The following is a 25,877-nucleotide window of genomic DNA, read 5'->3' on the forward strand; positions in this document are numbered from 1 at the left end:
CAGGGGAGGGTGGCCCGAAGGGCCGGGTGGGGTTAAAGCAGCGGTATTTAACCCCACCGTCTTTGACGCCTGAGCGGCGTCAAATCCACCTCCCCTGAAATCAGGGGAGGTGCTTGAATGACGATTCTATTAAAAGTCATACCGATCTAGTCGCCGCCGCCGCCGCCGTCCCCGCCCCCATCACTGCTGCTCGACGAATCGCCATAGCCGCTGTCGTTGGACGAATCGTGCGTGCCCTTGCCAGAAGACGGCGCGGAGGTCGTGTCCGTAGTCGGGACCAAGCCGCCATCGGAGTCTGATCGCCGGGGCCGTGCCGGTGTCGCGGCGTATGCCGAAGGCAGCAGGGCCAGAGCGATCAGCCCGCCGAACACCAGCCCGTTGGCCCCGATCAGTGCCAGGGTACTGATCTGGCTCGGTATGGGCAGAAGCCCCGCGACCGGTGAGGCAAACAGGGCATAGACCGGCGTGACGACCAGCAGGGCCTGCCACAGCCAGCCTTCGGGCTTACCGGCATCGCGCAGCCGGGCGCGGGCAGCAAAGATCACCCCTGCCGCCATCAGCCCGGCCTGAACCCAGCCCAGCCACGGGGCGTCAATGTCCATAAAACGGCGCGCTATATCCGGCGCGCTGAGCAGCGCGACAAGGACAAACAGAAACAGGACAAAGGCAGGGCGACGCATGGGCAGTCTCGGATCGGTGTTATCCCTCCCGTTCTAACACTGACCGAGCGCTTGTCGAATCCGAAAACGCGGAAGAGCCTTATCGCCCTGTGTGGCGTTCGCGCAGGATGTCCAGAACGGCCTCCAGCGTCGTGTCGCGCGCCATCAGCAGTACCGACAGGTGATAGAGCAGGTCGGCGGCTTCGTTATGCAGTTCGTCGAGGTCGCCGCAGCGCCCGGCCAGAGCGGTTTCAAGCCCTTCTTCGCCGACCTTCTGCGCGATCTTGGCGACGCCCTTCTGCATCAGGCGGGCGGTATAGCTGTCGGCCGGTGGGGCCTTGGCGCGGTCCTTCACCACGGCGGCCAGATGGCCCATAAAGCCGATACCGGGTGCGGTGTCGTGCCCGAAGCACGAGGTGGTCTTGGTGTGACAGGTTGGCCCGACGGGACGGGCCAGCACCAGCAGCGCGTCTTCGTCGCAATCGGTCGTGACGCTGACCAGATTGAGGAAGTCGCCTGACGTTTCGCCCTTGCGCCAGCGGCCGTTTTTGGAGCGCGAGAAGAAGGTCACCTGACGATCGGTCAGGGTCTCTGTCAGGGCGGCGCGGTCCATATAGCCTAGCATCAGCACCTGAAGCGTATCAGCGTCCTGCACGATGGAGGGGATCAGGCCGTCGCCCTTGGTGAAATCGAGCGCGTCGATATCGGCCAGCGTCAGGGGGTTGGGCAGTGTGTGGGCTTCGGGCATATTATTTTGTCTGTGACTTTATAAAAGCGATGAGTTTCAGAAGGGCGGGCCGAGCCATAAAAGCCCCAAGCCCGGTAAAAGCGAAAAGAGACAGGAAGGTTGTCAGGTTATTCCCTTCGGGATCGCCTACCTCCAACCTGTCTAAGGTCACAAAGTAAAGCGCTAAACTTCCTCCGAGAAACAGCAGGCTACCGATCCCGCCGAGCAGCCAAACTCTTATTTGTTTCCACATCTGTTTTGGCTCCTTTCTAGATCATTATGATTTCTGGTGGAAACATAATGATCTAGATTTTGTTTCGCCCCTCGCCGGGCGGTGGCTTGCGCCACCTTGGCCGCCGCCTCAATGGCGGCTTGAGCGGAATGATTCCATTTGAAATCATTCCGCTCTAAACCCCAACCACCGCATCTCGCTCGCTTTGCGATCTCGTGCGGTCCCCCTCCCCAGTAAACTGGGGAGGTATAAAAAAAGCTACCCTTTCATACCTCCCCAACTCGTTGGGGAGGGGGACCGCGCCCGAAGGGCGGGGTGGTGGGGGCCTCTATATCCTAACCGCGATTCCCGCCTTTTGCAGGTCGCGTTTGAGGTCCGGGATATGGATGATCTTCTTGTGGAAGACGCTGGCCGCCAGAGCGCCCGACACGTCGGCCTGATCGAAGACCTCGGTAAAGTGTTCCGGCGCGCCGGCCCCGCCTGAGGCCACCAGCGGAATGTCGATCAGGTCGCGCACCAGACGCAACTGCCGAATATCATACCCCTTGCGCACGCCGTCCTGATTCATGCAGTTGAGCACGATTTCACCGGCCCCGCGTTCCGCCGCCTCGACCACCCAGTCGAGCGTGCGGCGACCCGCGGCGCGGATCTTGTCCGGATCGCCCGAATACTGATGGACGTAGTAGTCGTTATCGAGTTCTCTTGAATCCACCCCCACCACCACGCACTGCGACCCGGCCATTTCGGCCAGTTCGTTGATCAGGTCCGGGCGCTCCAGAGCGGGTGAATTGATCGACACCTTGTCGGCCCCGGAATTGAGGCATTTCACTGCCTGCTCAGCCGAGCGGATGCCACCCGCCACGCAGAAGGGGATGTCGAGCGCGCGGGCAATGTCGCGCACCCAGTTGTAATCCACCGTGCGCCCTTCGGCGGAGGCGGTGATGTCATACAGCACCAACTCATCGGCGCCTTCGTCGCGGTAGCGCAGCGCCATATCAACGGCGTCGCCCAGCACTTCGTGGCCAACAAACTGCACGCCCTTGACGACCTTGCCGTCCTTGACGTCGAGACAGGGGATGATGCGTCTGGCTAACATGGTAATGGCCTTCTGTTCTTTCCTCCTCCCCTGCGAAGCGGGGGAGGTGTCGAGCAAGCGAAGCGCGTCGAGACGAAGGGGGCGAGCGGTCGAAAGGCGTTGCCCCCTTCGTCGCGGACTTCGCGCCAGCGCGAGCGCCGCGCCACCTCCCCAGTACGCTCTCCAGTACGCTGCGCTACAGGGGAGGCGGTTTGCGTTTTAACCCACATTGAGCGCGGCCTTCAAATCAATCAGGCCCTCATAGATGGCCTTACCCACAATAGCCCCGTGCACGCCCAGCGCCTTGAGATCATAGAGGTCTTCGACCGAGCGCACGCCGCCTGAAGCCTGAATGTCGAGGTCCGGGCGTTTTTGCCTCAGGGCGCGCATCAGGTCCATGTTCGGGCCCATCAGCATGCCGTCGCGCGACACGTCGGTGACGAGGATGCGCTGCGCCACGCCGACCGGATATTCGTCGAGCACCTTCCACAGCGAAATCCCCGACCCTTCGGTCCAGCCGTGCAGGGCGGCGTCGAAATCGCCATTTTCCGTCGGCAGCACATCCAGAGCCAGCGTGAGGCGCTCCTTGCCGAAGTCGCGCAGCCAGCCGCGCACCTCCCTGGGGTCCTTCACTGCGGCAGACCCGACCACGACAGCAGAGATGCCCTGATCGAGCAGGGTCTGCACATGCGCACGCGAGCGCACCCCGCCGCCGGTCTGGATTTTGGCGCGTGAGGCCTGCGCCAGCCGCCCGATCAGTTCGTGCTGCTGCGGCGCGCCGGCACGCGCCCCGTCGAGATCGACAATATGCACCCATTCCGCAAACTCTTCATTGAACAGGGCCAGACGCTTGAACGGGTCCGAGTCGTATTTGGTGACGGCATCAAACCGGCCTTGGGAGAGGCGGACACATTCACCGTTGATCAGGTCGATAGCAGGGTAGAGGATCATGCCGTAACTCCGGCGCAGCGTAAAAAGGAAGAGCCCCCACCTGCGCATCTTAGGGCTATGCCCTTCGTGCGGCGTTTTGTACCTCCCCACCCTGGGGTGGGGAGGGGGACCATTTGCGCAGCAAATGGGGGCGGGGGCGGGGTGGGTGTTGCAGGTATCAAAGTGTCAGAAAGTTTTCGAGTATCTTCGCACCGGCGGCGGAGGAGCGTTCGGGGTGGAACTGACAGCCCCAGACATTCCCCTTGCGCACCATAGCCGCGAACGGCGCGCCATAGGTCGATTGCGCCAGTGTATGTTCGGTGACCGGACAGACGAAGCTGTGCACGAAATAGGCATAGTCGCCCACGTTCAGACCCGCCGTCAGCGGGTCTTCGCGCACGGCCTGTAGCTGGTTCCAGCCCATATGCGGGACCACCAGCGGCTTGGGCGCTTCCATCTTTGTCACGCGGCCCGGAATAAGCCCCAGACAGGCGACATCGCCCTCTTCGGAGCTGTCGAACAGCAGTTGCTGCCCCAGACAGACGCCCATCAGCGGCTGGGTCAGGCCGCGGATCGTGTCGAACAGACCTAGTTCATGGATACGGCTCATCACAAAGCCTGCCGCGCCGACGCCGGGCAGCACCACGCGTGGGGCGGCCCTGATCTCTGACGCGTCCGACGACAGCACGGCCTCAGCGCCCAGACGCTCCAGCGCGAACAGCACCGAGGCGGTATTGGCACAGCCGAGTTCGATGACAACCACCTGACTCATGCGAGCATCCCCTTGGTGGAGGGCAAAGCGTCGCCTTCGATGCGGGTGGCCATGCGCAGGGCACGCCCCAGCGCCTTGAAGCAGGCTTCGACCTTGTGGTGGTCGTTTTCGCCTTCGACCTCGACATGGATCGAGGCCCCAAGCGCTTCGGACAGCGAACGGAAGGCGTGGCCGGTCATTTCGGTCGGATAGTCGCCGATGTGGCTGGCGTCGAAGTCGCCTTTGAACACGCAGAAAGCGCGGCCGGAAATGTCGATCGACACCTTCGCTTCGGTTTCATCCATCGGCAGGACAAAGCCGAAGCGCGCCATGCCGACGCGGTCGCCCAGCGCCTGTTTCAAAGCCTGCCCAAAGGCCAGCATACAGTCTTCGATGGTGTGGTGGCCGTCGATTTCCAGATCGCCCTGACACGACAGTTGCAGCGAGAAACCGCCGTGCGTCGCCACCTGATCCAGCATGTGATCGAAGAAGCCGATGCCGGTGTGGATATTCACCGGCTTGGGCGTATCGAGATCGACAATGGCCGAAATCTTCGTTTCCTTAGTGTCGCGCAGCACCTCACCGCGCCGCGCCGGACGTCCGGCTTCGATGTTGACACCGAGCGCCGCCAGAATGCGGTCATTGTGCGCCTTGTCGCCCAGCGCCATGATCAGGCCCTCATAGGCGTTCTTGGCCGTAATGCCGAACTTCTTGAGCTGGGTCTGGCTGCGGATCAGGTCCTTCGGTTTGATAAACACAAAGGGACCGTCATTGACGTGAAACTGCACCACGGCAGACGCCTGTTCCAGCGCCTCACGCAGGCGCGCCTGTTCGCCACGGATCAGCTCGATGCGCGCCTGAACGCTTAAGGCGCGTGACGGGGCCAGAGCAGCCTCGGCGGCGCGGATCGACGGCGTGGGCAGCGGCACCGGCTCACAGAAGCGCGTCAGGCCGTTCAGCGTCTTGGGCGACGAGATCAGCGCGCCGACCCGTGCGCCCGACAGCCCATACAGGAAGGACAGGCTTTTGAGCACCACCACGTTCGATTCGGATTTCGTTAGTTCGATCAGGCTCTGGGCGTCGCAGACGTCGAAATAGCTCTCGTCGATCACCAGCAGGGCCGGGAAGATTTCAACGGCCAAGGTGCGCGCCGCGATCAGGTCCCAGGCCTTGCCGTCCGGCATGGCGGGGTTGTCGATGACGTACATCCCGGCGCCTTTGAGCGTCATCAGCGGCTTGGTCGCCTGTTTCAGCGTCAGGCCATAGGCGTCAGCCAGACTTTGCAGGTGGTATTGTCGCTCCGAATAGCAGGGCTCAGTGAAGACGGCCTCATAGCCATTGACCTTGAGGCGGCGCATCAGGATTTCGGTGGCGTGTGAGGCACCGCGCGTGACCATCAGCTGATAGGGTTCGACGCCATAAAGCTCGGCCATGCGCTCACGCAGCGGCTCCAGCGAGGGCGGCGAGGCTTCGAGGCTGGAGCCCTGCGCATTGAGGGCGGTGAAGGGAGACGCAAACATGGGTTAAACCTCCAGCCGGAAATCGGCCGCCAGCGCATGGGCTTCGAGACCTTCCAGACGCGCCAGACGCGCGGCAGCCGGCGCAATGGTCGCTGCGCCCTGTTTCGTGGCGCGCTGCACCACAAAGCTGGTCAGGAAGGAGCGGATGGTGATGCCGTCCCAGGCCCGCGCCGCGCCATCGGTCGGCAGGACGTGGCTGGGGCCCGCCGCATAGTCGCCGAAGGTTTCGGCGGCATAGGTGCCTGCGAACACGGTGCCGGCGGCGGTCAGTTGCGGGATCAGGGCGTCGAGATCGGCGACCTGAAGCGCAAGGTGTTCAGGGCCGTAGAGGTTAGCGACCTCGGCGGCGGCTTCAAGGCTATCGACCACGAACAGGCGCGCCTGCTCCAGCGAGGCGCGGGCAATGACGGCGCGAGGCAGGGTCGCCAGTTGCGCCTCAAGCTCAGAGGCGACGGCGGCGATCAGATCAGCGTCCAGCGTCACCAGCACCACCTGCGCGTCGGCGTCGTGTTCGGCCTGCGACAACAGGTCGGCGGCGATCAGCTTCGCATTGGCCGAGGCGTCGGCAATGACCATCAGCTCCGACGGTCCGGCGGGCATGTCAATGGCGATGCCGGAGATGCGCTCGGTGGCGTAACGTTTGGCTTCGGCGACGTACTTGTTGCCCGGCCCGAACAACTTGTCAGCGGCCGGGACGTCTGGCAGCGCGCCCAGCGCCATGGCGGCGATGGCGTGCGCCCCGCCGACGCGCCACACGGCCTCAAGACCGGCGGCGGCCCCGGCAGCGATCATCATGGGGTGTAGCGAGCCGTCCCTGGCCGGTGGCGTGACGCAAACACGATTTGGCACACCGGCGACCAGCGCGGGCACAGCGGTCATGATCAGGGTCGAAAACAGCGGCGCTGTGCCGCCCGGCACGTAAAGCCCGGCGGTCGAGATGGGACGATAGACGCGCTGAAGCGACAAACCCTCCGACGGCGCGATGACCGGCCCGGCAGACGGCAGCTCAGCGGCGTGAAAGGCGCGCACGTGTTCGACCGCCAGTTCCATGGCTTCGAGGTCGTCGGCGCTCAGGTTGGCGCGCGCCTCATCGACCAGACCGCGCGTCAGTTCGACCCGCACCGGGGCGTGCCCGTCCAGCCGCGTCGCCCAATCCGTGACGGCGGCAAAGCCGCGCGCCTCGACGTCGTCGAAAATGGTCTTCACCGTTTCGAGCACGCGGGCGTCGCGCCGGTTTTCCGGGCGAGAGAGGGCGGATTTGCGTTCCGCCGCGCTGAGGTCTTTCCAGATAAAGGTCTTCATCGGGCCACTCGGTTGGAAAGATACCCCTCCGGCGCTGCGCGCCACCTCCCCACTGCGTAGGGAGGAGGGCGGTCGTTTCTCCTCCCTACCGAAGGTGGGGAGGGGGACCATCAAGCGAAGCGCAGATGGGGGAGGGGTAACTTGACTTACTTCATCATCTTTTCGATCGGCAGGACGAGGATCGCCGAAGCGCCCGCCGCCTTGAGCTTGTCGAGTGTGTCCCAGAAGACGTTTTCCTGACACACGGCGTGGACGGCCACCGTGTCTTCGCGTCCGGCCAGCGGCATGATGGTCGGGGCGTCGGCACCGGGGATCAGCTCGATAATCTCGTTCAGATGCTCACGCGGCGCGTTGAGCATCACATATTTGGCTCCGTTCGATGCCGTGACGCCATCGAAACGGCGCAGTAACATGTCATAGACGTGCGCCAGATCGGCGGGCGGCGCGTGCGGGGCCTTGATCAGCACGGCCTCGGAGGCCAGCACCAGATCGACGGCCTTCATGCCATTGGCCTCCAGCGTCGCGCCGGTGGAAACGAGATCGCAGATGGCGTGGGCGATCTTCATGCGCGGGGCCACTTCGACCGCGCCGCGCATTTCGACGATGGTCGCGCTGACGCCCCGGTCTTTCAGCCATTTGCCCAGAATATTGGGGTATGAGGTGGCGATGCGCTTGCCTTCCAGGCTTTGGGGGCCCTCATAGGTGACGCTGTCCGGCACGGCGATCTTCAGCGTGCACTTGCCGAAGCCAAGACGCATGACGATGCGGTCTTCGAGGTCATCTTCCGGAAAGTGCTCAGCCAGCACGTTGTAGCCGACGATACCGAGTTCCGCCACGCCATCGGCGACAAAGGTCGGGATGTCGTCGTCGCGCACACGCAGCAGGTCGATGGGCTGGTTCTCGATGCGATAGAGCAGCTCATTGGCGCCCTTCATGACGCGCAGACCCGCGCCGGAGATCAGCTCCAGCGAACGATCGGCCAGACGGCCGGATTTCTGAACGGCGATACGCAGTCTGAGGGTTTCGGAAGGCATAGGACTTTAGTGACTTTCTTGTTTCAATCGGTCGATCACCAGCCGGTAGCCCTTATGCGGCATGTCGCGCAGGAAGCGCGCCACACGGGTGACGGTGGTGGTCGATGCCCCCGTCCGTTCCGAGATGTCCCGGTAGGAGAGGGCGTTTTCGTCCAGCAGACGCGCGACCTTGAAGCGTTCGGCAAAGGCCCGGATCTCCGACGGCGTACACAGGTCGTCGAGAAAGGCGCGCACCTCTTCGGCTGTTTTCAGCGTCAGAAGGGCGCGGACCAGTTCGGCTTCGTCTGCGGCGAAGGATTGCGGGGTCTTGGCTGGCTTGTCAGTCATGTGTGTTACTGTGTTAGCGCGTTAATACAGGGGCCGAGGGGCGATGGCAAGCCGGTCCCTGCGATTTTGTCGCATTATGTTTTGGTAAGGCGGTGTCTTGCCTCTTGGCAATCAACCGGAACGGGATAAGCTGCGGTGTTCATATCCGAACGGGGGATCGAATGCACCGGATTCTTTTGCTGGCAGGATTTATCGCCGGGACCGCCTGCACAGCGCAGGCGCAGGACACACCGCCTACACAGCCTGTGGACTGGAAGGCGCGGCTGGAGGCCGATGTAACGGCCTTTCACGCCGCCATTATGGACAGCCATCCGGGGCCGGTCGATCCGCTCAACCTTGCCTTTCGCCCGCGTGCCGAGGCCGGGCTGAAACAGGCGCTGGAACGGGCGAAGACGGTGCATACGCCTGGCGGCTGGTGGTGGGCCCTGCGAGCCTATCAGGCGGCGTTCGATGACGGCCATGTGCAGCTTTATGGCATCGGCGATGGGGCCAAGCTCAACAGTACCTGGCCGGGATTTCTGACCGTATGGACCGGTGCAGATCAAGTCGTGGCGGCGCGCCAAGAGGGTCGGACGGACACGCCGCCTGTGGGGGCGAAGCTGATTTCGTGCGACGGTACTAAGGCGGGCCTGCTGGCCGAACAGCGCGTCGGCGCGTTCCGCGGGCGCTGGTTCCTCGAATCGCAGCGCGTCACCTATGGCGACCTTCTGTTCGTCAATACCGACAACCCTTATCTCAGCCCGCTGAAAGCCTGCCGCTTTGCCACCAAAGCGGGCCCGAAAACCTATCGGTTGACGTGGACGCAGATCAGTAACGAAGACCTTGGCAAATATCTTAAGTTGACGCGCCCGGCACGTGACTATCGTTTCGGTTTGCGTGAAAACGAGGGGACGTTGTGGCTGTCCACGCCCGGTTTTAATGGCAATACACAAAGCGACGATTATCGTGAACTGACCACCCTGATCGCCGCGCTCAAGGCCGAACCGGCGCGGTTAAACCGGGTCGGTCGCGTTGTGCTGGACCTGCGCGGCAACGGCGGCGGCTCATCGCAATGGGGCTATGAGATTGCGCGTCAAATCTGGGGCGGCGAGTGGATGGCTGCCCATGAAGCCAGAGGCGCGGACGCCGTCGATTGGCGGCCATCCGAAGCCAATATAGCCACCATTGCCGCCTTCGTAGCCGATCAGAAGGCCAACAGCGGCAGCGTTGAGGCCATTCAGTGGGGCGAGCGCGCACTGGCCGGGATGAAGGCGGCGCGCGATAAGGGTGAAGCCTACTGGCATGATGCGAATGAGGGCGACGCGTCGCAAGGACCTGCCGGACCGCAAGCGCCCCTTTTCAAAGGTCGTGTCTTTGTCCTGACGGATACCTCTTGCGGGTCGGCCTGCCTCGATGCGGTGGATCTGTGGAAGGCGCTGGGCGCGGTGCAGGTCGGGCGTGAAACCTCAGCCGACACCCTCTATATGGAAGTCCGCAACCAGACCTTGCCCAGCGGGATGGCGGGCATCGGCGTGCCTATGAAGGTCTATCGCGGACGCCCGCGCGGCAATAATGAGCCGCAACGTCCGACGCATGTATTCGAAGGGGATATGAGCGACGACGCGGCCCTGCTCACATGGATCAAAGGGTTGTAAACTCTGCCCGTGCGGCGATACCCAGACCCGACGCCACCGACGAGAAGCGGTCGCCATAGTTGATTTTGGCGGCGGGGAAGGCGGCCTGCATGGCGGCTTCAAAGCCCGGCATGGCGGTCGAACCGCCGGTCATGAACAGGGTATGGATGTCGTCAGGCTTAAGGCCTGCCTTTTCCACACACAACCCGGCGGTGGCCACCACCCTGGCCACTTCGCGCGCCGTCGCCGTGATCAGCGTCTCGCGCGTCACGTCCGACACCCAGCCGGCTTCGATATCGGCATAGTCGATGTGCGTGACCGCATCAGCGGACAAAGCGATCTTGGCCGCTTCGATGCGGCTGGCGATGGCGTGGCCCATGCGGTCTTCCAGCACCCTGATCAGGCGCTGCGTCAGGTCGCGGCGTTCGGCCAGATGGTGCAGTTCACGCACGCTGTGCATGACCTTTTGCGTATAAAGGAAGTTGATCAGGTGCCAGGTCGATAGCTGATGATAGGTCAGGCCCGGCATGTCGAGCCCGCTTTTCAGCCTGGACTTCCAGCCCATATCGACCATGGCCGTATCCATGCTGAGCAGGCGGTCGAAGTCGGTGCCGCCGATATGCACACCGGTATTGGCCAGAATGTCGGAATGGTCTGGTGACAGGCTGAGCACCGAAAAGTCCGACGTACCGCCGCCGATATCGACCACCAGCACGGTTTCGTGTTCGCTGAGGCGGCTGGCGTAATCGCGCGCGGCGGCCAGCGGTTCGTACTCAAAACGAATGGTCTTGAAGCCCTGCGCCTCGGCAATACCGCGCAGTTCGTTTTCGGCGCGCTGATCGGCTTCGGCGTCGTCATCGACAAAGTGCACGGGACGGCCCAGCACCACGTCTTCGATGCGCTCTCCGGCGTGGCGTTCGGCGGCGGCTTTGACGTGGGCGATGTACAGACCAATGATCTCACGGAAGTTTTTGCGCTTCGTGCCGACCTGCGTGGTTTCACCGATCAGATGGCTACCCAGCACCGATTTCAGGGCGCGCATCAGGCGGCCCTCATAGCCGTCGAGATATTCAGCAATGGCCTTACGACCGAAGCTGAGGTGGTCTTCCTCGGTATTGAAGAAAATGGCCGAGGGCAGGGTGACGGCATCGCCTTCGACGGGCACCAGTTGCACCTGATCGCCGCGCCCGACGCTGACCGCCGAATTGGAGGTGCCGAAGTCTATACCGCAATAGGGACGCAAGGACATGGGAGGTTCCACACACACAAAAGGGCGGCGGTGTGTACACGGGATCAGAGGGGAAGGCCAGTCGCATAATCGCTTCTTCCCCCCTCCCTATGCCAAAGGCATGGGGATGTGGCAACGAACGAAGTGAGTTGACGGAGGGGGATGACTCGAACGATCAGCGACTGAGCTTTTGGTTGCATATGGTGCCGTCCCCCTCCGTCAGCCCTGCGGGCTGCCACCTCCCCATTGCTTCGCAACAGGGAGGAGAGACTTTAAATCTCGATCAGCACGTCGGGGGATTCATTGGCATTCACCGCCCCCGGCGGGAAGTGTGTGCTCAGCACCGTGCCGCAGCGTTCGACGGCGGCTTCAAACCCCGTGGTCAGGTCGCCTTTTTTGATATGGCTGACCAGAGCGGCGACCGTGGCGTTCCATTCTTTTTTGTCCACGCGCGAGTAGATACCCTCATCCGCGATCACATCGACAAAGCGTTCCTCAAGTGCGCAGAAGATCATCACGCCGGTGCGCGCCTCGGTCAGGTGCAGGCCGCGCGCCAGAAACTGTTCCAGCGCCTTTTTGTGCGCGCGGCGGCGCGTGATGAAGCGCGGCGTCAGCCACAGGGTGACCTTCGGCACGCTGACCAGCAGATAGACGGCGGCAAATAGAATAAGCTGCGTCAGGGCGTAAAAGATGATGGCTTCGGCGGCCAGCAATTCGCCTGTGACGTTGGGGGCATTCCACCCGGCAAGGGCGCTTAGGACCGGCCCCAGCCAGTCGTGCGGCCACACGCCCAGACCCAAAAAGATCAGTGGCAAGATAAAGGCCGAAGCCGCGGCCCACATCAGCGGCGTTTCCGGATAGTCGAGCGCCGTTTTCTTGATAACGCAGGTGATTTCACCCGCCGTCTGCGTTTCGGCACGGGCGATGGCGGCATTGATGCGGGCGTGGTCGATGTTCAAAGGCATGTCCGTCTTTCCCTCTACCAGCTACCCGACGAACCGCCGCCGCCGAAGCTGCCGCCGCCGCCACTGAAACCACCGCCACCGCCGCCGCCGCTCCAGCCACCACCACCCCCGCCGCCGCGCAGCAGGGCCTCCAGAATAAAGAAGGGCAGCCAGCCGCGTCCGAAGATGATCAGGAATAGCACCACAACGACAATGATCCACACGGGGAAACGCTCGGCCTTGTGCACCGGCTGCTGGGCGACCTGACGCGCCTTTTCGATGGCCGTGCCGCGATCGGCCGACAACTGCGCGATGATCTCATCCGTGCCCTTGACGATGCCGGTCTGATAATCGCCGTCGCGGAAGGCCGGCAGGATGGCGTTCTGGATGATCACGGACGAATAGGCGTCGGTAATGACCGGTTCGAGGCCATAGCCGACCTCGATACGCACCTTGCGCTCATTGGGCGCAACGATCAGCAAGACGCCGTTGTTTTTGAACTGACCGCCCGCTTCGGACTCGACGCCCGTGGTGGCTTTCGCCTCCTTCTGACCGATGCCCCAGGTGCGGCCCAGCTGATAACCATAGTCGGCGATGTCATAGCCCTGAAGACTGTTGACCGTGACGACGACGACCTGATCCGTAGTGGCGTTTTCGAGGCCCGCCAGCTTGGCGGTCAGGTCCGCTTCGACTTCGGGCGTCAGAAGCTCGGCCTGATCGACGACGCGCCCGGTAAGTTTAGGGAAGTCGGGTGCCGCGAAGGCCGCAGACATCAGGGCAGCAGCAGCCCACAGCGTCAATACGGCTATCAGCACCGTCAATATTGTGGTTGGCGCCGGTTGACGGCAAGTCGTGCGTATCCGGCTCACAGATTGGTCTCCCGATGATCCGAGGCAGCCGAGTGATTGTCTCGCAGTACATTGATTATCGCGTCACTGCCAGACACGACGCCCCTCTCATATTTGCCCTCTGCAAACAGCGGGACCATTACCGAAGACATGATTTCGGCTGCTTTTTCATCACTTAGCACAGATACGAGACCGTAGCCGACCTCTATACGCGCCTGTTGTTGATTTGGGGCTAGGATAAGCAGGACGCCATTATCTTTATGCCGGTGACCATAAGAGTCCAGAACGCGTCCGGATTGTCCGACCCTCCAATGGTTTCCAAGAGACTGACCAAATTCTTTGATCGTCATGCCTTCAAGACCGTTAACAGTCACGACTACGAACTGATCGCTTGTCAGTTTCTCAAGAGCAATGGATTGCCGGCTCAGTTCGAGTTCGACTTCCGGGGAGAGTATGTTCGCCTCATCGACCACATGACCCGTAAGTTCCGGAAAAACGGGCTGTGTTCTGGCGCTGCAAGCCCACAGTGTCAGACAAAGAAGGAGAAAGGCCGTCCATGCGGTCCTGATCCGCAGGGCGGAGGCGGGGAGAGACATGCGACGGCCTTCCGTTTAGAGCCTCATGCCGAAAAGTGGACACCACTTTTCGGAAAAACATGAGGCGTTAGAAATAATTAGAGCCATTCGGCGGCTCAACTTAGCCGACGAATGCTCCAGGGGATTATTTCGAGGCTTCGGCGTTGTTCAGGCCCGAAAAGTCCACGCTTGGGGCCTTGTCGGCGCCCGGCGCGGCCTTGAAATATTCCATCGGCTTGGAACCCGAATGAATGGTCCCGGCCAGAATGTTCTGCGGGAAGGAACGCAGGGTGGTGTTGTAGGTCTGAGCGGCGGCATTGAAGTCGCGGCGCGCGATGGAGATGCGGTTTTCCGCGCCCTCAAGCTGCGACATCAGGGTGGTGAAGTTCTGCTGGCTCTTGAGGTCCGGATAGCGTTCGACCACGACCATCAGGCGGCCCAGCGCCGAGGACATGCCGTCCTGCGCCTGCTGGAACTGCTGGAACTTGGCCGGGTCGGTGATGGTCGAGGCATCGACCGTAACGCTGGTGGCCTTGGCGCGCGCTTCGACCACTTCGGTCAGGGTGCCGCGTTCGGCGATGGCTGCGCCCTGCACCGTGGCGACCAGATTCGGCACCAGATCGTTGCGGCGCTGATAGGCGTCCTGCACGTCAGAGAAGGCGCGCTTGGCGTTTTCTTCCTGAGTCGGGATGCGGTTGACGTCGCAGGCCGTCAGACTCACGGCGGCGGCCGCGACGGCAAACAGACCCAGAATACGCTTCAGCTTGATCACGAGGGTAGCTCCCTTAAAAAGCCTGTGTGTAGTCTCTACACATAGGCGAAATCGGGCGCTTGCAAAAGGGGGACAAGGTTACCTTTTGTTAAGCTAGAGCGCAATCCGACAAAGTGGACACCACTTTGCGGAAAAATTGCGCGACCAAGTGAAAACTTAGAGCATTCGTCGGCTAAACTGAGCCGACGAATGCTCTAAGGGTCAGCTCGCTTTGCAGTGGATTTTTCGGCGCAGGTTTGGCACAAGGGAGCGGTATTATCGTTCCGGGGGGAGCCTCCTATGTCTCTGAAAACCTTTTGTTCCGCGCTGCTGATCGCGGGTGGCCTGCTCATGAGCGATGCGGCGCTGGCCGCTCAGGCCTTTGACAAGCCCGCGCCGACCGCCTTTTCCGATAAGTCGTTTGAGGCCGTGAAGGCCGCCGCCGACAAGGGCGACCCGGCGGCCATGCACGCGCTGGGCCTGCTCTATTTCACGGGGAAGGGCGTGGAGCGCAACTGGACCGAGGCCTTCACATGGGCGCAAAAGGCCGCCGAGGCCGGGCTGGCCGAAGCGCAGTTCCGCACGGCCTATTATTACGATGGCGGCTATGGCGTCGCCGAAGACAATGCCAAGGCCGTCGAATGGTACAAAAAGGCCGCCGCGCAGGGTCATGCCGGGGCGCATGCGCAACTGGGCAGTATTGCGGTGCTGGGCCTGTATGGCGAAAAGGTCGACTTTGCTGTGGCCTATGACCATTATCGCGCGGCGGCGGACAAGGGCGACGCGGACGCCATGTACGATCTGGGGATCATGTACGAATTTGGCGAAGGCCGCGACAAGAGCGATGCCGAGGCGCTGAAATGGTATCAGCAGGCGGCCGCCAAGGATCAGTCCGGCGCGGCCTATAAGGTCTTTGTCTTTTGCGATGAGGGACGCGGTGGCCTGAGTAAGGACGCCGCCAAAAGCCGGGAATGGCTGATCAAGGCGGCGAAACTGGGCGATGACAACGCGCAGTACGAACTGGGTGATGTCTATTATTATGGCAAGGATGTCGAACCGGACCTCGCCGAGGCCTTCAAATGGTTCGGCCTGTCGGCCATGCAGGACAATGCCGAGGCGCAATACAGCCTTGGTTACATGTACTTTGCGGGCGAGTTCCTCGAAGCCGACAACGATCAGGCCTATAAGTGGTTCCGCAAGGCGGCGGATCAGGACGATGCCAATGCGCAGTACTATGTCGGCTACATGTTCCTCAAAGGATTATCGGTAAAGACCTCCTATTCGGACGCCAAAAGCTGGTTTGAAAAGGCGGCGTTGAAGGGGCATGGATCGGCCATGCTGCAACTGGGGATCATGGCGGAAAACGCCATGGGCATGGCGCAGGATCGCGGCAGCGCTTTCGCGTGGTACAGCCTGTCAGCTGAGAAAAAGAATGACGAGGCGAAAGAGAAGCTCAAGGCGCTGGAAGGGCAGATGAGCGGGGCCGACAAGGGCAAGGGCAAGACGCTGCTGGCCGAGCGCAAGGCGGCGCTGGAGGCCGAGGCGAAAAAATGACCCTGTGGCGCCTGATCCGCGAGCGGGTAACGGGCGCGGGGCGCAGCCTGATCGTCTGGCCGTCGCTGAAGGGTTGGGCGTGGTGTGCGGGGGTGTCAGCGGCGGTGACGCTGGCGGTGGCGGTGATTGGCTTTGGCAGCGGTATCTTGCACGTCGCGCCGCCGTCGCCGGGTTTGCTGGGGGTGTGGCTGAGCGTGATGCTGGTCCCGGCGTTTAGCGAGGAAATCGTTTTTCGCGGGCTGATGATTCCGGCGAAGGCCGAAACCACGCGGCCCGTTCTGTGGATCGGGGTGGGGACGCTGATCTTCGTGCTGTGGCATGTGTTTGAGGCGTTGGTGCTGTTGCCGGGCGCGACCCTGTTTCTGCATCCGGCCTTTCTGCTCAATGCCGGGCTGATCGGGCTGGGGTGCGCGCTGATGCGCTGGCGGACGGGGTCGTTATGGCCGGCGGTGCTACTGCATGGGACGCTGGTGTTCGTGTGGAAGGCGTGGCTGGGCGGGCCATCGCTTGAGGGGCTGATGCGGGCGGGGTGAGGCGAGGCGGTTGCGAATAGCCCCCACCACCGCATCTCACCTGATTTCGCTAGGCTCATCAGGCTCGTGCGGTTCCCCTCCCCAGCAAGCTGGGGAGGTATAAGGTAAAGCGCTCTTAACGGGGTCTGGGGCCAGTTGGCCCCAGAATCCTAAATCCTAAATCCTAAATCCAGACTCCCAACCCTACGACACCCCGGCGGTATCGAGGCTTTTGCGCATGACGTAGTTGGTGAGGTCATAGCCGCCGACGCGGGTGGGTTCTTCGTGGTCGAAGGTGAAGCCGGATTTCAGCGAGAAGCCGATGCCGTGGTCGTGGTCCTTGGGCACGATCAGCGACAGGGTGCGGGTGTCGGGGAAGTGGCCGAGGGCGGCCTGCATCAGGGCCTTACCGACGCCGGTGCCGCGATGATCTTCGAGGACGTAGATCTTGTGCACGCTGACGTGGCCGTTTTCGGCGGCGGCAGAGAGGAAGCCCACCGGGAGGCTGTTGATTTCGGCGACCCAGTAGACGTGGCCGCGTTCGTCCATATCGGCTTCGAGGGTGTCGAGATCGAACAGGGCGCTGATGATGGCGTCCATCTGCACGGGGGAGACGACGTTGCGGTAAAGGCGCGGCCAGATCAGCATGGCCAGATCGCGCACTATAAACAGTTCGTCCGTGCGGATGCGGCGGATTTTGGGCGGGTTCGCCATGTGTGACCTCCGTGTTCCTGGCAGCGGGGGTGCCTATAAAGCCTCATGCCGAAAAGTGGGCACCACTTTTCGGAAAAACATGAGGCGTTCCAAAAATTAGAGCCGTGCGGCGGCTCAACTGAGCCGACGAATGCTCTAGCAAGACATCAGGGCGCCTTTAGGTCTTCCCTGTGTCAATTCCTCCGAATGGCAGTTACGCCTGTGGACAAGGTGCCATGAAATTCACGTCCTGTGAAATATTATTTCAAGTCGTGTGCGGTTCGGATCAGAGCGCCTTGCGCATTATGTGGTCAGTAAACGCAAACGGGCCCATGCGCACGGGGACGGTGGCCTCGATCTCAAAGCCCTGCGCGTGGTAAAAGGCGATGGCCGGGGCGTTGCCGTCATTGACATAGAGGGCCAGTTCGCGGGCGTCGGGAAAGGCCTTCAGGATGGTGTCGATCAGCGCCTTGCCGGTGCCCTTGCCACGACAGGTGCGGTGCAGATAGAGCTTCTTCAGCCATAGGCGCGCGCCTTCCTGATAGGCGGAGACGTAGCCGGCGTCGTGCCCATCGACCTGCGCCAGCCAGTAGCGATGGCCGCGCACCTGTACGTCGTCGCGCAGGGTGTCCAGCGCGTAGATGGCTTCGACCATCGGGCCGATGCGCTCCGGCGGCAGGATGCCCGCAAAACATTCCGGCCAGATGTCGCGCGCCAGCGCCTGTACGCGCGGCAGGTCGTCGAGCGTGGCTTCAAAAATAGCGGTCATTATCTGTCCTCCCTGTCTGAGCCTGTGACGATTATGGCGCCTCAAAGCAAGCTTTACAGATAATTCGTAACGTGGTTATCATCCAGAAGTTGTATTTATCCGGAGGGGGATGTCATGACCGATGCAACGGTGGCGACACAACTTATTGAACATGCCGGGGCGGTGATACTGGCCACCGGCGCGGTCGGCACGGCGGCGTCGGCGCTGGTCGATGCGTCGCGGGGGCTGTTGCCCAATGGCGGGGTATCGGCCTGTGGCTACAGGCATATCCGCGACGTGTATGACGCTCTGGAACCGGCGCTCAGCGTGGCGCTGGGGCAGTCATGGGAGCCGGTGCTGCGCGGCTACTGGCTCAACGGCACGCCGCATGAGCAGCAGATCAATACGGTCATCGCCATGGTGCGGCTGGGGCTTAACGACGACAACCCGCAGGCGCTTCTCGACCGCCTGCTCAACACCAGCGCACCGGGCGTCAGGCTGGCGGCGGCGTCGGAAACGGGGGGGACACCGGTGGAGGTGGCCAGCCTGAAAGACGCGGTGCGCCTGATCAAAAACCCGCCCGCGCCGCCGTCTGTGGAGCCGGACGTGGCCATGACGCTGGAGGCCGTGGAGCCGGAGGTGACGCGCGCCGAGGCCCTGCGCACGCAGCAGGCCTTTGATGCGCTGGGGCGGTTTGACGCGCTGGTGCGAGCGCGGCTGGAGGCGGCGTTTGAGCTGGCAGCGCACGACTATCGGGCCAAGGCGCGTTTGTCGGCGGCGGCAGTGTCGCTGGGGCTGGCGCTGGCTTGCGGGGCGGCCTTTGCCTATGCCGATGACACGGTGCCCGAGGGGGTGGTGTTCGCGGGCGCGGCCATTCTCGGCCTGCTGGCCGTGCCTCTGGCCCCGATCGCCAAGGACCTGACCTCGACCCTGCGTGCGGCCAGCGATGCTCTGAAAACCGTGACAAGCAAGGGGTAGGCCGTGTGGTTTTTCGATGTGCGCGGCGGCCCCAATCCGGGGACCACGACGGTCGCTGACCTCAACCAGGCGCGGCTGCATTACGTCACCAAACGCGATGGCGAGGTGATCAAACCCTATGCCAGCGGCGTGCAGACCTATGCCGACGTGTCGCTGCTGGCCCAATATGTGGCCAACCGCCGGCTGGTCTTTGTGACGCACGGCTATAATGTGACGATGCGCGATGGTTTGAACGCCCTGTCCGGTGTGCGGCAGTTCCTCAGCCTCGATGAGAGCTATCTGGTCATCGGCGTGCTGTGGCCGGGCGAGGGGGGGACGCCGCTCAACTATATCACCGAGCACCACGACGCGATCGCCGCCGGTAAACGGCTGGCGGAGTTGGTCGATACCTATTGCGGCGCGGCGGCGGAGGTGAATTTTATCTCGCACAGTCTGGGTGGGCGGGTCGGTCTGGAGTGCCTGAGGACGGTTAAACGCCGCTTTCGTGAGGTGTGCCTGACGGCCCCGGCGGTCAATGCCGACGCCTTCGCCAAGCGCTATAAGGGCGTGGAGTCGAAGGCTGATCGCATTTCCATACTGGCGTCAAAGGCCGACAAGATTTTGATGCTGGCCTATCCGCCGGGCAATTTTGCCGCGACCTTTACCGGGGAAATCGACGCGCCTCTGACCGCCGCTCTGGGGCGGACGGGGGCCAAACCGCGCCCGGCCAATGTCTCAAACTATCAGATCCCCTCGACCTTCCTGTGGCTCGATCCGGCGGTGAACCGCAATTTCGACCATATGGACTACTATCCGGGGCAGACGATGCGGACTTCACCCGCCGTGACCCTGCCCGCGCCGACCGACCGCAACAATGCGCGTCCGGCGCAGGCCGCGCGCAACAACCTGTGGCCACTGATGACCCACGCCCTGCCGACTTGGCCGACTTAGGGCCGAAGTAGGGGCACAAAAAAATAAAGGCGCTTGAGACCAGGGGGGAAGTCTCAAGCGCCATCTTCAGCCGGACAGTTCAGGGGGGGGGGGACGTCTGACCGGCTGGTAAGCTGTAGATAGGGTCATCCAGACGGATTTCCAGACCTCCAGCTCGAAAAAATGCGCCTGAAGGTGCGGCAGGACGCCGCACCCTTTTAGCGGAATGATGTCTACTGGAATCATTCCGCTCAAGCCGCCATTGAGGCGGCGGCCAAGGTGGCGCAGCCACCGCCCGGCGAGGGGCTAAACAAAATCTAGATCATTATGTTTCTACCAGAAATCATAATGATCTAGCCCACAAACGGCAGGCTGAGCGCCTCGGCCACGGCGACATGGCGGATATGCCCGCCCGCCACATTCAGCCCGGCCTTCAGGTGCGCATCGGCACTCAGCGCTTCGGCGACGCCCAGCTTCGCCATCTTCACCACGAAGGGCAGGGTGGCGTTATTGAGCGCCAGAGTCGAGGTGCGCGCCACCGCGCCTGGCATGTTGGCGACGCAATAGTGCACAATGCCGTCCACAAGGAAGATCGGGTCCTGATGCGTGGTCGGGTGCGAGGTTTCAAAACAGCCGCCCTGATCAATGGCGATATCGACCATCACCGCACCGGGCTTCATGGTCTTCAGCATGTCGCGCGTGACCAGCTTCGGGGCCGCCGCGCCGGGGATCAGCACCGCCCCGATGACCAGATCGGCCTCGGCCACCGCAGCGGCCAGAGCGGCGCGCGCTGAATAGGCGGTCTTGACGCGGCCGTGGAACAGGCGGTCGATCTCGATCAGTTTGTGCGCCGACACGTCGAACACAGTGACATCGGCCTGAAGCCCGGCGGCCATCTGCGCCGCGTTGATACCCGCAACGCCCGCGCCGATGATGACGACCTTCGCCGGTTCGACGCCCGGCACACCGCCCATGAGCACGCCGCGCCCGCCATAGGCCTTATGCAGATAGCTGGCCCCGACATGCACCGAAATGCGCCCGGCGACTTCCGACATGGGGCGCAGCAGCGGCAGGCCGCCCTGTGGCTCGGTCACGGTCTCATAGGCGATGCAGGTGGCGCCTGACGCCATCAGTGCTTCGGCCTGCGGCTTGTCGGCGGCGAGGTGCAGATAGGTGAACAGGGTCTGATGCGGCTTCAGCCAGGCGCATTCGTGCAGTTGCGGTTCCTTGACCTTGACGATCAGGTCGCCCGCCGCGAAGGTGGCTTCGGCGGTAGCGACGATTGTGGCCCCGGCGGCCTGATAGTCGGTGTCGCTGAAGCCGATGCCGGCCCCGGCCTGCGTTTCGACAAACACCTGATGACCGTGGTGGGTGAGTTCGGCCACGCTGCCCGGCGTCAGCCCGACGCGGTATTCGTGGTTCTTGATTTCCTTCGGCACGCTGATTTTCATGGGGTTCCTCCGTCACTTTTGTGATCACGTTTTGGCTGGGCGCGCACGAAACCCCGAAAACCGGTATCCACTTTTCGGCGTGCGCTCGTATTGTAGATAATGATACGAATTTCGGTGGATTTTCTTGCAATTATGTGGCTTGTGCTGCCGATTTGCGGGATATATTCTCAATTCCATGGCGAACGCTGATAAATTTTCCGATCTCGATTCTTTCGACCGCGAACTGATCAAGGTTTTGCGCAATGACGCGCGGGCCACGGCGGCGGAGCTGGGGGAAAAGGTGGGCCTCAGCCCCTCGGCGGCGCACCGCCGCGTCAAGCTGCTGGAACAGCGCGGCATCATAACCGGCTATCGCGCTGTGATTGCTGAAAGCGTGCATGGCAAGCAGGGCATGGTCTTCGTGCACGTCACGCTTCAGGATCAGCGCCGCGAAACCTTCGAAAAGTTCGAAAAAGCGGTGGTGCAGATCGCCGCCGTCGAAGAATGCCACCTGATGTCGGGTGAGGCGGACTATCTGCTGAAAATCGTGCTGCGCGAAAGCCTGTCCTATGAGGACGTACACCGCGACGTGCTTTCGACCATGCCGGGCGTGTCCAAGCTGGTGTCGCAGTTTTCGATCCGCACCGTGAAGGCGGTCTGAGTTTTCGGCAGACTTTGGCCACATAATTTTGGCCACGAAAAACACGAAAAGACACGAACATCATAGCCACGTAACGGCGCGCAGCGCCCTTGGCTGAGGTGGATATGAAGGACCTGTCGGTCCTTCGGAAGTCAGATTTTTCGTGTCTTTTCGTGTTTTTCGTGGCCAGATCTTAATACCCTAACCGGTTACCCGTTCTTTGCCACCCAGTTTTCAAACATCAGGCTGGCCACGGCGCTCAGCTCGGCGCGGCTCAGCGTCCCGTCGCGGTTCATATCGACCAGATCGAAATAGGCGGCGTTTTTGGGGCTGACCTTGGTCAGCTCAGCGCGCGAAATCTTGCCGTCCTTATTGCTGTCGGTCTTGCGGAACTGCTTATCGACTTCGGCGTCGAGGCGGCTGCGCAGGGCCTGTTTTTCGGCAGCGGTTTTGGGCGGCGCGACGGTTTCGGCCACAGCGGGCAGGGCCGACAGGCTCAGGGCGGGGATCAGCCAGATCAGGGTCTTGTGCATGGGTCACCTCCGGTTCAAGGCGACATCCTAACGGCTGTAAGCGGCAGAATTATAGCGACGCCTCAGATTCCCACGATAAAGGCCAGTTCGTCGAGATCAGCCTCCTGCGCGGCGGGCGGGTTCAGGCTGACCGACACGCCGACGCCAATGACGACACAGGCGGCCAGAGCGGCGGCCTTATAGACCAGACCGTAGCGCCATTCGGTCAGGCTGCGTTGCGCCATTTCGCGCCAGGCAAGGCCCTGCGGACGGCGCATGGCCTCACGCGCGATGCGGTCAGACAATCCCGTCGCCGGTTGCGGGGTCTTCCACTGCTGCAATGTGCGCTCGAACTCAGTCATCTTGTAATCCTCATACCAACGGCCGAAGATGCTGACCGCATCCGGCCGTTGAAAACTCGAGAATGTCTCATTTGTGTCAGCGACATGAGACATTCTCGAAAGGCATACCAAGGGTCATTTTCAATGACTCTTGGTATAATACAGTCTTCAACTGCCGTCTTGCCCGCACGAGCAGCGATTCCAGCGCTTTTACGCTCATATTGAGGCTTTGGGCGGCCTCGGCATTGCTGAAGCCTTCGAAATAGCACAGCGCCACGGCCATGCGCTGATTGAGCGGCAGTTGCGCCACGGCGGCGCGCACGGCCCCGGCGGCCTGCCGTTGCGACAGTTGCGTTTCGGCATCCGGGTCGCCGTCGCTCAGCGCCTCGGCCCAGTCGTCGATCGATTGGGTTTTTGGCTTGAAACGCCGCGCCCGATCGAGGCAGGCGCGCGTGACGATGGTATATAGCCAGGTCGAAAAGGCCGAGCGCTCCGGCTCATAACGCCCGGCATTGGCCCACACCTTGGTGAAGGCCGCCTGTACGGCGTCTTCGGCGTCCTCCCGATTGAGCAGGACGCGGTAAGCCACGGCGTGCGCGCGCGGCAGGTGACGCGCCACGAGCTGACGGAAGGCGGCCGCATCGCCCTCCGCCGTCAGCCGCATAAGCTGCGCATCACCTACCGTATCGCGCATCACCTGTCCTTGGGCTCCGGCGGGCGCTTGGGGCCTTTCAGTTCGGCCCGCACCTCTTCGCGCGACAGCTTGCCGTCCTTATTGACGTCGAGGCGGTCGAAACGCTCATTGGCCTGTTTCAGAAATTCCTCGCGTGAGATGAAGTTGTCCTGATTGGCATCGGTGCGTTTGAACAGGCGCTCCTCGAACTTCTCACGCATTTCGTCGGCACGTTTGCGCTGTTCCTGCATCCGCTCCTGCCACAGGGTGGCCTGCGCACATACGGGGGAGGCGGCCATCATCAGGCCGGCGGCCATCAGGGTGAAGACGACGGGACGCATGGGCCTTAGTTCCCTCCGCTCGATGACGATGAAGACGACGATGCGCCGCCGTCACGCGGACCACCCGCACGCGGACCGCCCGGCCCCATGCGCTCTTTCATGAAGGCGATCATTTCGTCCTTGGTCAGCTTGCCGTCCTTGTTGGCGTCCATCATGTCGAAGGCTTCGGGGCGGCGGCCCTTGAATTCATCGCGGGTGATAAAGCCGTCCTTATTGGTGTCCATCTTCGCAAAACGCTCATCGGGGGTCATGCGCGGGCCGGGGCCGCCATTGCCCCAGCCGCCCGGCGGCGGGGATTGGGTCTCGACCTGCGCCATAGCGGCGGCCGGCAGCAGGAACAGAGCGGAAGCGATCAGAAGCGGGGTCTTTTTCATTGGGGTCACCGTCCGTTTGAGGAAAGATATCCCTTATACGGAGCCCCGCGCCAATCCCCTGCGCAGAGGATTTAGGCTCTTAGAGTCATTCGTCGGCTCAGTTGAGCCGCCGACTGACTCTAAGTTCTTCTAACGCCTCATGTGGATCCGAAAAGTGGCGTCCACTTTTCGGCATGAGGCTTTATATTTTCATATCCAGCAAACGACCGGTCATCTGTTCGGCGGTCTTCATCACGGCCAGATTGGCGGCAAAGGCGGTGCGCGCCTCAGACTGATCCACGACGGCCCCTAACAGGGCGGTCGTATCGCTCCCGGCGGACTGAGCCACCTTCGTCGCGGCGCGGTCAAACATCCGCGTCGCATTCAGAGCCCCCGCCGCTGCGGTATGAAAAGCGATCATCTTACGCCACCTGTCACCGGCGCGTTCGGCACCCGACCTGTGGATAATGTGCCTGATCGCTTAAGAAGGGACTTAGAAACGGGGTTAATGGGGGAGGGGCTGTCGCCGTAGGGATCATAGTCTCTGCCCAAAGGACAAAGCCCGTCTTCAATAACGTGCGCTTTGCGCCTGAGCGCAAACTTAAAAACCATTATCTCATTAAATAATGGAATTATTTAATGAGATAATGGTGCCCCTGGTCAGACTCGAACTGACACACCTCTCGGTACCGGATTTTGAATCCGGCGCGTCTACCATTTCACCACAGGGGCACGCTTTGCGACGGATCGCGGCGGGTGAGGGACGCGTTGTTATCGGCTTTTGACAGGACTGGCAAGCCCCTCAGGCCTGCGTTTCCACCGATCAGTCGTTGTCGCGTTCGGCGTCGCGGCGGCGCATGTCCTCGCCCCAGGCCGAGATCAGCTCAGAGACAATGGCCAGCAGCGACGGGAAGCGCGAGGCCAGAAGCCCGGCGACGACGGCGGCGGCGCTGGCCAGCACGGGCGAGCGGCCTTTGAGGGCATCGAGGATGCGCTGAATATGCACGATGGCCGATTGGGCGTGAGCGGCCTGAGTCTGGGCCTTCAGCAGGGCCTGCTGTTCCTCGCGGCGGCGTTTGCCGGCTTGCTTGACCAGCACATAGAGGATCAGCGGCAGGATCATCGCCCCGCCCAGCGCCACCGGCCCCCAGATCGGCCCCAACCAGATTTGCAGGGCGTTGAACAGGCCGATACTGGCCCAGGCCAGACCGATAATGGCCGCGGCGACCATCAGGACGACGACGATCAGGGTGGTCCGCAGCTCAGACAGCTGTTCCGACAGATTAAACATGACGCGCCCCTTGAAAATGAACAGACCGATTGTGCGGCACACTATGGCCGTTTGGCAGGCTTTAGGGCAAGGATATCCGCGCGATTCCGTAAGAATTCCGTAAAAGCCGAGGCTCATTGATGAAAACGCTGATCGCTGCCCTGTGGCACATGACGGGTGTCCTCTGTGCACCGCTCTACTGGTTGCTGTCGGTCCTGTTTCTGTGGGGCGGGATGATCCTCAATGGCGAGGGTAAGCCGGAGGGGATGTGGGCCATCTGGCTGGTGCTGATCCTGCTAGTCGCGCGCTTTGCCCCCCCGGTGCGTAAGCTGGGCGGGCGGTGGATCAATGTGCTGGGCTGCGCGATCTTTGGCCTGTTCGCGCTGGTCGTGTCGGTGGTTTAGGCC

32 protein-coding genes and 1 tRNA gene are annotated in these 25,877 nt (G+C 62.1%); 7 read left to right on the forward strand and 26 right to left on the reverse strand.

Annotated features, from left to right (window positions below; translation table 11 throughout):
- Positions 1–146 precede the first annotated feature (146 nt).
- The 10 genes from Q0072_RS03305 to Q0072_RS03350 form a co-directional block, all read right to left on the reverse strand.
- On the reverse strand, positions 147–680 hold the full coding sequence (locus Q0072_RS03305) for a hypothetical protein (RefSeq protein WP_298325690.1): 534 nt from the start codon (positions 678–680) through the stop codon (positions 147–149).
- A 79-nt stretch (positions 681–759) separates the two neighbouring features.
- The gene (gene hisIE / locus Q0072_RS03310; protein ID WP_298325692.1) at positions 760–1,407 is read right to left on the reverse strand and encodes a bifunctional phosphoribosyl-AMP cyclohydrolase/phosphoribosyl-ATP diphosphatase HisIE; all 648 of its coding nucleotides are present in this window, start codon (positions 1,405–1,407) and stop codon (positions 760–762) included.
- Between the two features lies 1 nt (position 1,408).
- Entirely contained in the window at positions 1,409–1,639 is a 231-nt protein-coding gene (locus Q0072_RS03315; protein ID WP_298325695.1) for a hypothetical protein, read from the reverse strand.
- Positions 1,640–1,946: 307 nt separating this feature from the next.
- A complete protein-coding gene (gene hisF / locus Q0072_RS03320; RefSeq protein ID WP_298325697.1) occupies positions 1,947–2,714 on the reverse strand; it encodes an imidazole glycerol phosphate synthase subunit HisF in 768 nt (255 codons plus the stop codon).
- Positions 2,715–2,912: 198 nt separating this feature from the next.
- A complete protein-coding gene (gene hisA, locus Q0072_RS03325; RefSeq protein WP_298325700.1) occupies positions 2,913–3,644 on the reverse strand; it encodes a 1-(5-phosphoribosyl)-5-[(5-phosphoribosylamino)methylideneamino]imidazole-4-carboxamide isomerase in 732 nt (243 codons plus the stop codon).
- A 157-nt stretch (positions 3,645–3,801) separates the two neighbouring features.
- Entirely contained in the window at positions 3,802–4,395 is a 594-nt protein-coding gene (gene hisH, locus Q0072_RS03330; RefSeq protein ID WP_298325703.1) for an imidazole glycerol phosphate synthase subunit HisH, read from the reverse strand.
- Positions 4,392–5,894: an imidazoleglycerol-phosphate dehydratase HisB gene (gene hisB, locus Q0072_RS03335; RefSeq protein WP_298325706.1), complete on the reverse strand. Its 1,503-nt coding sequence runs from the start codon at positions 5,892–5,894 to the stop codon at positions 4,392–4,394. The genes hisH and hisB overlap by 4 nt, the downstream gene beginning before the upstream one ends.
- A 3-nt stretch (positions 5,895–5,897) precedes the next feature.
- Positions 5,898–7,196: a histidinol dehydrogenase gene (gene hisD / locus Q0072_RS03340; protein WP_298325709.1), complete on the reverse strand. Its 1,299-nt coding sequence runs from the start codon at positions 7,194–7,196 to the stop codon at positions 5,898–5,900.
- Positions 7,197–7,342: 146 nt separating this feature from the next.
- Positions 7,343–8,230, reverse strand: a complete 888-nt coding sequence (hisG, locus tag Q0072_RS03345) for an ATP phosphoribosyltransferase (protein ID WP_298325712.1) — start codon at positions 8,228–8,230, stop codon at positions 7,343–7,345.
- Between the two features lie 6 nt (positions 8,231–8,236).
- Complete coding sequence (locus Q0072_RS03350) at positions 8,237–8,557, reverse strand: YerC/YecD family TrpR-related protein (RefSeq protein WP_013478337.1); 321 nt, start codon at positions 8,555–8,557, stop codon at positions 8,237–8,239.
- A gap of 161 nt (positions 8,558–8,718) precedes the next feature.
- Here Q0072_RS03350 and Q0072_RS03355 point away from each other — a divergent pair, with 161 nt between their 5' ends.
- The gene (locus tag Q0072_RS03355; protein WP_298325717.1) at positions 8,719–10,191 is read left to right on the forward strand and encodes a S41 family peptidase; all 1,473 of its coding nucleotides are present in this window, start codon (positions 8,719–8,721) and stop codon (positions 10,189–10,191) included.
- Here Q0072_RS03355 and Q0072_RS03360 read toward each other — a convergent pair.
- From Q0072_RS03360 to Q0072_RS03380, 5 genes are all read right to left on the reverse strand, one after another.
- Positions 10,178–11,419 (reverse strand): Hsp70 family protein, encoded by a 1,242-nt coding sequence (locus Q0072_RS03360; protein WP_298325720.1) that lies wholly within the window; start codon positions 11,417–11,419, stop codon positions 10,178–10,180. The two genes, Q0072_RS03355 and Q0072_RS03360, sit on opposite strands and share 14 nt — an antisense overlap.
- 251 nt (positions 11,420–11,670) lie before the next feature.
- Positions 11,671–12,363, reverse strand: a complete 693-nt coding sequence (locus Q0072_RS03365; RefSeq protein WP_298325722.1) for a hypothetical protein — start codon at positions 12,361–12,363, stop codon at positions 11,671–11,673.
- Between the two features lie 14 nt (positions 12,364–12,377).
- Positions 12,378–13,115: a TPM domain-containing protein gene (locus Q0072_RS03370; RefSeq protein WP_298325775.1), complete on the reverse strand. Its 738-nt coding sequence runs from the start codon at positions 13,113–13,115 to the stop codon at positions 12,378–12,380.
- Between the two features lie 92 nt (positions 13,116–13,207).
- Entirely contained in the window at positions 13,208–13,786 is a 579-nt protein-coding gene (locus Q0072_RS03375) for a YgcG family protein (RefSeq protein ID WP_298325725.1), read from the reverse strand.
- A 124-nt stretch (positions 13,787–13,910) separates the two neighbouring features.
- The gene (locus Q0072_RS03380) at positions 13,911–14,537 is read right to left on the reverse strand and encodes a LemA family protein (protein WP_298325728.1); all 627 of its coding nucleotides are present in this window, start codon (positions 14,535–14,537) and stop codon (positions 13,911–13,913) included.
- Between the two features lie 279 nt (positions 14,538–14,816).
- On the opposite strand from Q0072_RS03380, the gene Q0072_RS03385 reads away from it, so the two are divergent.
- Positions 14,817–16,070: a tetratricopeptide repeat protein gene (locus Q0072_RS03385; protein WP_298325731.1), complete on the forward strand. Its 1,254-nt coding sequence runs from the start codon at positions 14,817–14,819 to the stop codon at positions 16,068–16,070.
- Positions 16,067–16,603, forward strand: a complete 537-nt coding sequence (locus tag Q0072_RS03390) for a CPBP family glutamic-type intramembrane protease (RefSeq protein WP_298325734.1) — start codon at positions 16,067–16,069, stop codon at positions 16,601–16,603. The genes Q0072_RS03385 and Q0072_RS03390 overlap by 4 nt, the downstream gene beginning before the upstream one ends.
- Before the next feature lie 183 nt (positions 16,604–16,786).
- Here Q0072_RS03390 and Q0072_RS03395 read toward each other — a convergent pair whose 3' ends face one another.
- Positions 16,787–17,296, reverse strand: a complete 510-nt coding sequence (locus tag Q0072_RS03395) for a GNAT family N-acetyltransferase (RefSeq protein WP_298325737.1) — start codon at positions 17,294–17,296, stop codon at positions 16,787–16,789.
- Between the two features lie 265 nt (positions 17,297–17,561).
- Complete coding sequence (locus Q0072_RS03400) at positions 17,562–18,044, reverse strand: GNAT family N-acetyltransferase (RefSeq protein WP_298325740.1); 483 nt, start codon at positions 18,042–18,044, stop codon at positions 17,562–17,564.
- 114 nt (positions 18,045–18,158) lie between these two features.
- On the opposite strand from Q0072_RS03400, the gene Q0072_RS03405 reads away from it, so the two are divergent.
- Together Q0072_RS03405 and Q0072_RS03410 are read left to right on the forward strand one after the other, a co-directional pair.
- Complete coding sequence (locus Q0072_RS03405) at positions 18,159–19,001, forward strand: hypothetical protein (RefSeq protein WP_298325743.1); 843 nt, start codon at positions 18,159–18,161, stop codon at positions 18,999–19,001.
- A gap of 3 nt (positions 19,002–19,004) precedes the next feature.
- Positions 19,005–19,931, forward strand: coding sequence for an alpha/beta hydrolase (locus tag Q0072_RS03410; protein ID WP_298325745.1), 927 nt, complete (start codon positions 19,005–19,007; stop codon positions 19,929–19,931).
- Positions 19,932–20,263: 332 nt separating this feature from the next.
- Here the strand turns inward: Q0072_RS03410 and ald are convergent, their stop codons facing one another.
- The gene (ald, locus tag Q0072_RS03415; RefSeq protein WP_298325749.1) at positions 20,264–21,361 is read right to left on the reverse strand and encodes an alanine dehydrogenase; all 1,098 of its coding nucleotides are present in this window, start codon (positions 21,359–21,361) and stop codon (positions 20,264–20,266) included.
- Between the two features lie 175 nt (positions 21,362–21,536).
- On the opposite strand from ald, the gene Q0072_RS03420 reads away from it, so the two are divergent.
- Complete coding sequence (locus Q0072_RS03420) at positions 21,537–22,001, forward strand: Lrp/AsnC family transcriptional regulator (RefSeq protein ID WP_013479302.1); 465 nt, start codon at positions 21,537–21,539, stop codon at positions 21,999–22,001.
- A 188-nt stretch (positions 22,002–22,189) separates the two neighbouring features.
- Here the strand turns inward: Q0072_RS03420 and Q0072_RS03425 are convergent, their stop codons facing one another.
- From Q0072_RS03425 to Q0072_RS03460, 8 genes are all read right to left on the reverse strand, one after another.
- On the reverse strand, positions 22,190–22,513 hold the full coding sequence (locus tag Q0072_RS03425; RefSeq protein WP_298325755.1) for a hypothetical protein: 324 nt from the start codon (positions 22,511–22,513) through the stop codon (positions 22,190–22,192).
- A 62-nt stretch (positions 22,514–22,575) separates the two neighbouring features.
- Positions 22,576–22,854 (reverse strand): hypothetical protein, encoded by a 279-nt coding sequence (locus tag Q0072_RS03430; protein WP_298325757.1) that lies wholly within the window; start codon positions 22,852–22,854, stop codon positions 22,576–22,578.
- Between the two features lie 76 nt (positions 22,855–22,930).
- The gene (locus tag Q0072_RS03435; RefSeq protein ID WP_298325760.1) at positions 22,931–23,527 is read right to left on the reverse strand and encodes a sigma-70 family RNA polymerase sigma factor; all 597 of its coding nucleotides are present in this window, start codon (positions 23,525–23,527) and stop codon (positions 22,931–22,933) included.
- A complete protein-coding gene (locus Q0072_RS03440; RefSeq protein ID WP_298325763.1) occupies positions 23,527–23,847 on the reverse strand; it encodes a hypothetical protein in 321 nt (106 codons plus the stop codon). The genes Q0072_RS03435 and Q0072_RS03440 overlap by 1 nt, the downstream gene beginning before the upstream one ends.
- 5 nt (positions 23,848–23,852) lie before the next feature.
- Positions 23,853–24,221 (reverse strand): EF-hand domain-containing protein, encoded by a 369-nt coding sequence (locus tag Q0072_RS03445; RefSeq protein ID WP_298325765.1) that lies wholly within the window; start codon positions 24,219–24,221, stop codon positions 23,853–23,855.
- A gap of 181 nt (positions 24,222–24,402) precedes the next feature.
- On the reverse strand, positions 24,403–24,621 hold the full coding sequence (locus Q0072_RS03450; protein ID WP_298325767.1) for a flagellar basal body rod protein: 219 nt from the start codon (positions 24,619–24,621) through the stop codon (positions 24,403–24,405).
- 227 nt (positions 24,622–24,848) lie between these two features.
- Positions 24,849–24,932, reverse strand: a tRNA-Leu gene (locus Q0072_RS03455).
- A 91-nt stretch (positions 24,933–25,023) separates the two neighbouring features.
- Complete coding sequence (locus tag Q0072_RS03460; protein WP_298325770.1) at positions 25,024–25,491, reverse strand: hypothetical protein; 468 nt, start codon at positions 25,489–25,491, stop codon at positions 25,024–25,026.
- A 119-nt stretch (positions 25,492–25,610) separates the two neighbouring features.
- Here Q0072_RS03460 and Q0072_RS03465 point away from each other — a divergent pair, with 119 nt between their 5' ends.
- On the forward strand, positions 25,611–25,874 hold the full coding sequence (locus Q0072_RS03465) for a hypothetical protein (RefSeq protein ID WP_298325773.1): 264 nt from the start codon (positions 25,611–25,613) through the stop codon (positions 25,872–25,874).
- Positions 25,875–25,877 lie beyond the last annotated feature (3 nt).

Source organism: Asticcacaulis sp., assembly GCF_027484505.1.
In the GTDB taxonomy this organism is placed as follows: domain Bacteria; phylum Pseudomonadota; class Alphaproteobacteria; order Caulobacterales; family Caulobacteraceae; genus Asticcacaulis.

Excerpts from the sequence above, each read along its gene's own strand:
- Q0072_RS03305 (WP_298325690.1), bottom strand. The coding sequence starts at position 680 with ATGCGTCGCCCTGCCTTTGTCCTGTTTCTGTTTGTCCTTGTCGCGCTG.
- hisIE (WP_298325692.1), bottom strand. The coding sequence starts at position 1,407 with ATGCCCGAAGCCCACACACTGCCCAACCCCCTGACGCTGGCCGATATC.
- Q0072_RS03315 (WP_298325695.1), bottom strand. The coding sequence starts at position 1,639 with ATGTGGAAACAAATAAGAGTTTGGCTGCTCGGCGGGATCGGTAGCCTG.
- hisF (WP_298325697.1), bottom strand. The coding sequence starts at position 2,714 with ATGTTAGCCAGACGCATCATCCCCTGTCTCGACGTCAAGGACGGCAAG.
- hisA (WP_298325700.1), bottom strand. The coding sequence starts at position 3,644 with ATGATCCTCTACCCTGCTATCGACCTGATCAACGGTGAATGTGTCCGC.
- hisH (WP_298325703.1), bottom strand. The coding sequence starts at position 4,395 with ATGAGTCAGGTGGTTGTCATCGAACTCGGCTGTGCCAATACCGCCTCG.
- hisB (WP_298325706.1), bottom strand. The coding sequence starts at position 5,894 with ATGTTTGCGTCTCCCTTCACCGCCCTCAATGCGCAGGGCTCCAGCCTC.
- hisD (WP_298325709.1), bottom strand. The coding sequence starts at position 7,196 with ATGAAGACCTTTATCTGGAAAGACCTCAGCGCGGCGGAACGCAAATCC.
- hisG (WP_298325712.1), bottom strand. The coding sequence starts at position 8,230 with ATGCCTTCCGAAACCCTCAGACTGCGTATCGCCGTTCAGAAATCCGGC.
- Q0072_RS03350 (WP_013478337.1), bottom strand. The coding sequence starts at position 8,557 with ATGACTGACAAGCCAGCCAAGACCCCGCAATCCTTCGCCGCAGACGAA.
- Q0072_RS03355 (WP_298325717.1), top strand. The coding sequence starts at position 8,719 with ATGCACCGGATTCTTTTGCTGGCAGGATTTATCGCCGGGACCGCCTGC.
- Q0072_RS03360 (WP_298325720.1), bottom strand. The coding sequence starts at position 11,419 with ATGTCCTTGCGTCCCTATTGCGGTATAGACTTCGGCACCTCCAATTCG.
- Q0072_RS03365 (WP_298325722.1), bottom strand. The coding sequence starts at position 12,363 with ATGCCTTTGAACATCGACCACGCCCGCATCAATGCCGCCATCGCCCGT.
- Q0072_RS03370 (WP_298325775.1), bottom strand. The coding sequence starts at position 13,115 with ATGTCTGCGGCCTTCGCGGCACCCGACTTCCCTAAACTTACCGGGCGC.
- Q0072_RS03375 (WP_298325725.1), bottom strand. The coding sequence starts at position 13,786 with ATGTCTCTCCCCGCCTCCGCCCTGCGGATCAGGACCGCATGGACGGCC.
- Q0072_RS03385 (WP_298325731.1), top strand. The coding sequence starts at position 14,817 with ATGTCTCTGAAAACCTTTTGTTCCGCGCTGCTGATCGCGGGTGGCCTG.
- Q0072_RS03390 (WP_298325734.1), top strand. The coding sequence starts at position 16,067 with ATGACCCTGTGGCGCCTGATCCGCGAGCGGGTAACGGGCGCGGGGCGC.
- Q0072_RS03395 (WP_298325737.1), bottom strand. The coding sequence starts at position 17,296 with ATGGCGAACCCGCCCAAAATCCGCCGCATCCGCACGGACGAACTGTTT.
- Q0072_RS03400 (WP_298325740.1), bottom strand. The coding sequence starts at position 18,044 with ATGACCGCTATTTTTGAAGCCACGCTCGACGACCTGCCGCGCGTACAG.
- Q0072_RS03405 (WP_298325743.1), top strand. The coding sequence starts at position 18,159 with ATGACCGATGCAACGGTGGCGACACAACTTATTGAACATGCCGGGGCG.
- ald (WP_298325749.1), bottom strand. The coding sequence starts at position 21,361 with ATGAAAATCAGCGTGCCGAAGGAAATCAAGAACCACGAATACCGCGTC.
- Q0072_RS03420 (WP_013479302.1), top strand. The coding sequence starts at position 21,537 with ATGGCGAACGCTGATAAATTTTCCGATCTCGATTCTTTCGACCGCGAA.
- Q0072_RS03425 (WP_298325755.1), bottom strand. The coding sequence starts at position 22,513 with ATGCACAAGACCCTGATCTGGCTGATCCCCGCCCTGAGCCTGTCGGCC.
- Q0072_RS03430 (WP_298325757.1), bottom strand. The coding sequence starts at position 22,854 with ATGACTGAGTTCGAGCGCACATTGCAGCAGTGGAAGACCCCGCAACCG.
- Q0072_RS03435 (WP_298325760.1), bottom strand. The coding sequence starts at position 23,527 with ATGCGCGATACGGTAGGTGATGCGCAGCTTATGCGGCTGACGGCGGAG.
- Q0072_RS03440 (WP_298325763.1), bottom strand. The coding sequence starts at position 23,847 with ATGCGTCCCGTCGTCTTCACCCTGATGGCCGCCGGCCTGATGATGGCC.
- Q0072_RS03445 (WP_298325765.1), bottom strand. The coding sequence starts at position 24,221 with ATGAAAAAGACCCCGCTTCTGATCGCTTCCGCTCTGTTCCTGCTGCCG.
- Q0072_RS03450 (WP_298325767.1), bottom strand. The coding sequence starts at position 24,621 with ATGATCGCTTTTCATACCGCAGCGGCGGGGGCTCTGAATGCGACGCGG.
- Q0072_RS03460 (WP_298325770.1), bottom strand. The coding sequence starts at position 25,491 with ATGTTTAATCTGTCGGAACAGCTGTCTGAGCTGCGGACCACCCTGATC.
- Q0072_RS03465 (WP_298325773.1), top strand. The coding sequence starts at position 25,611 with ATGAAAACGCTGATCGCTGCCCTGTGGCACATGACGGGTGTCCTCTGT.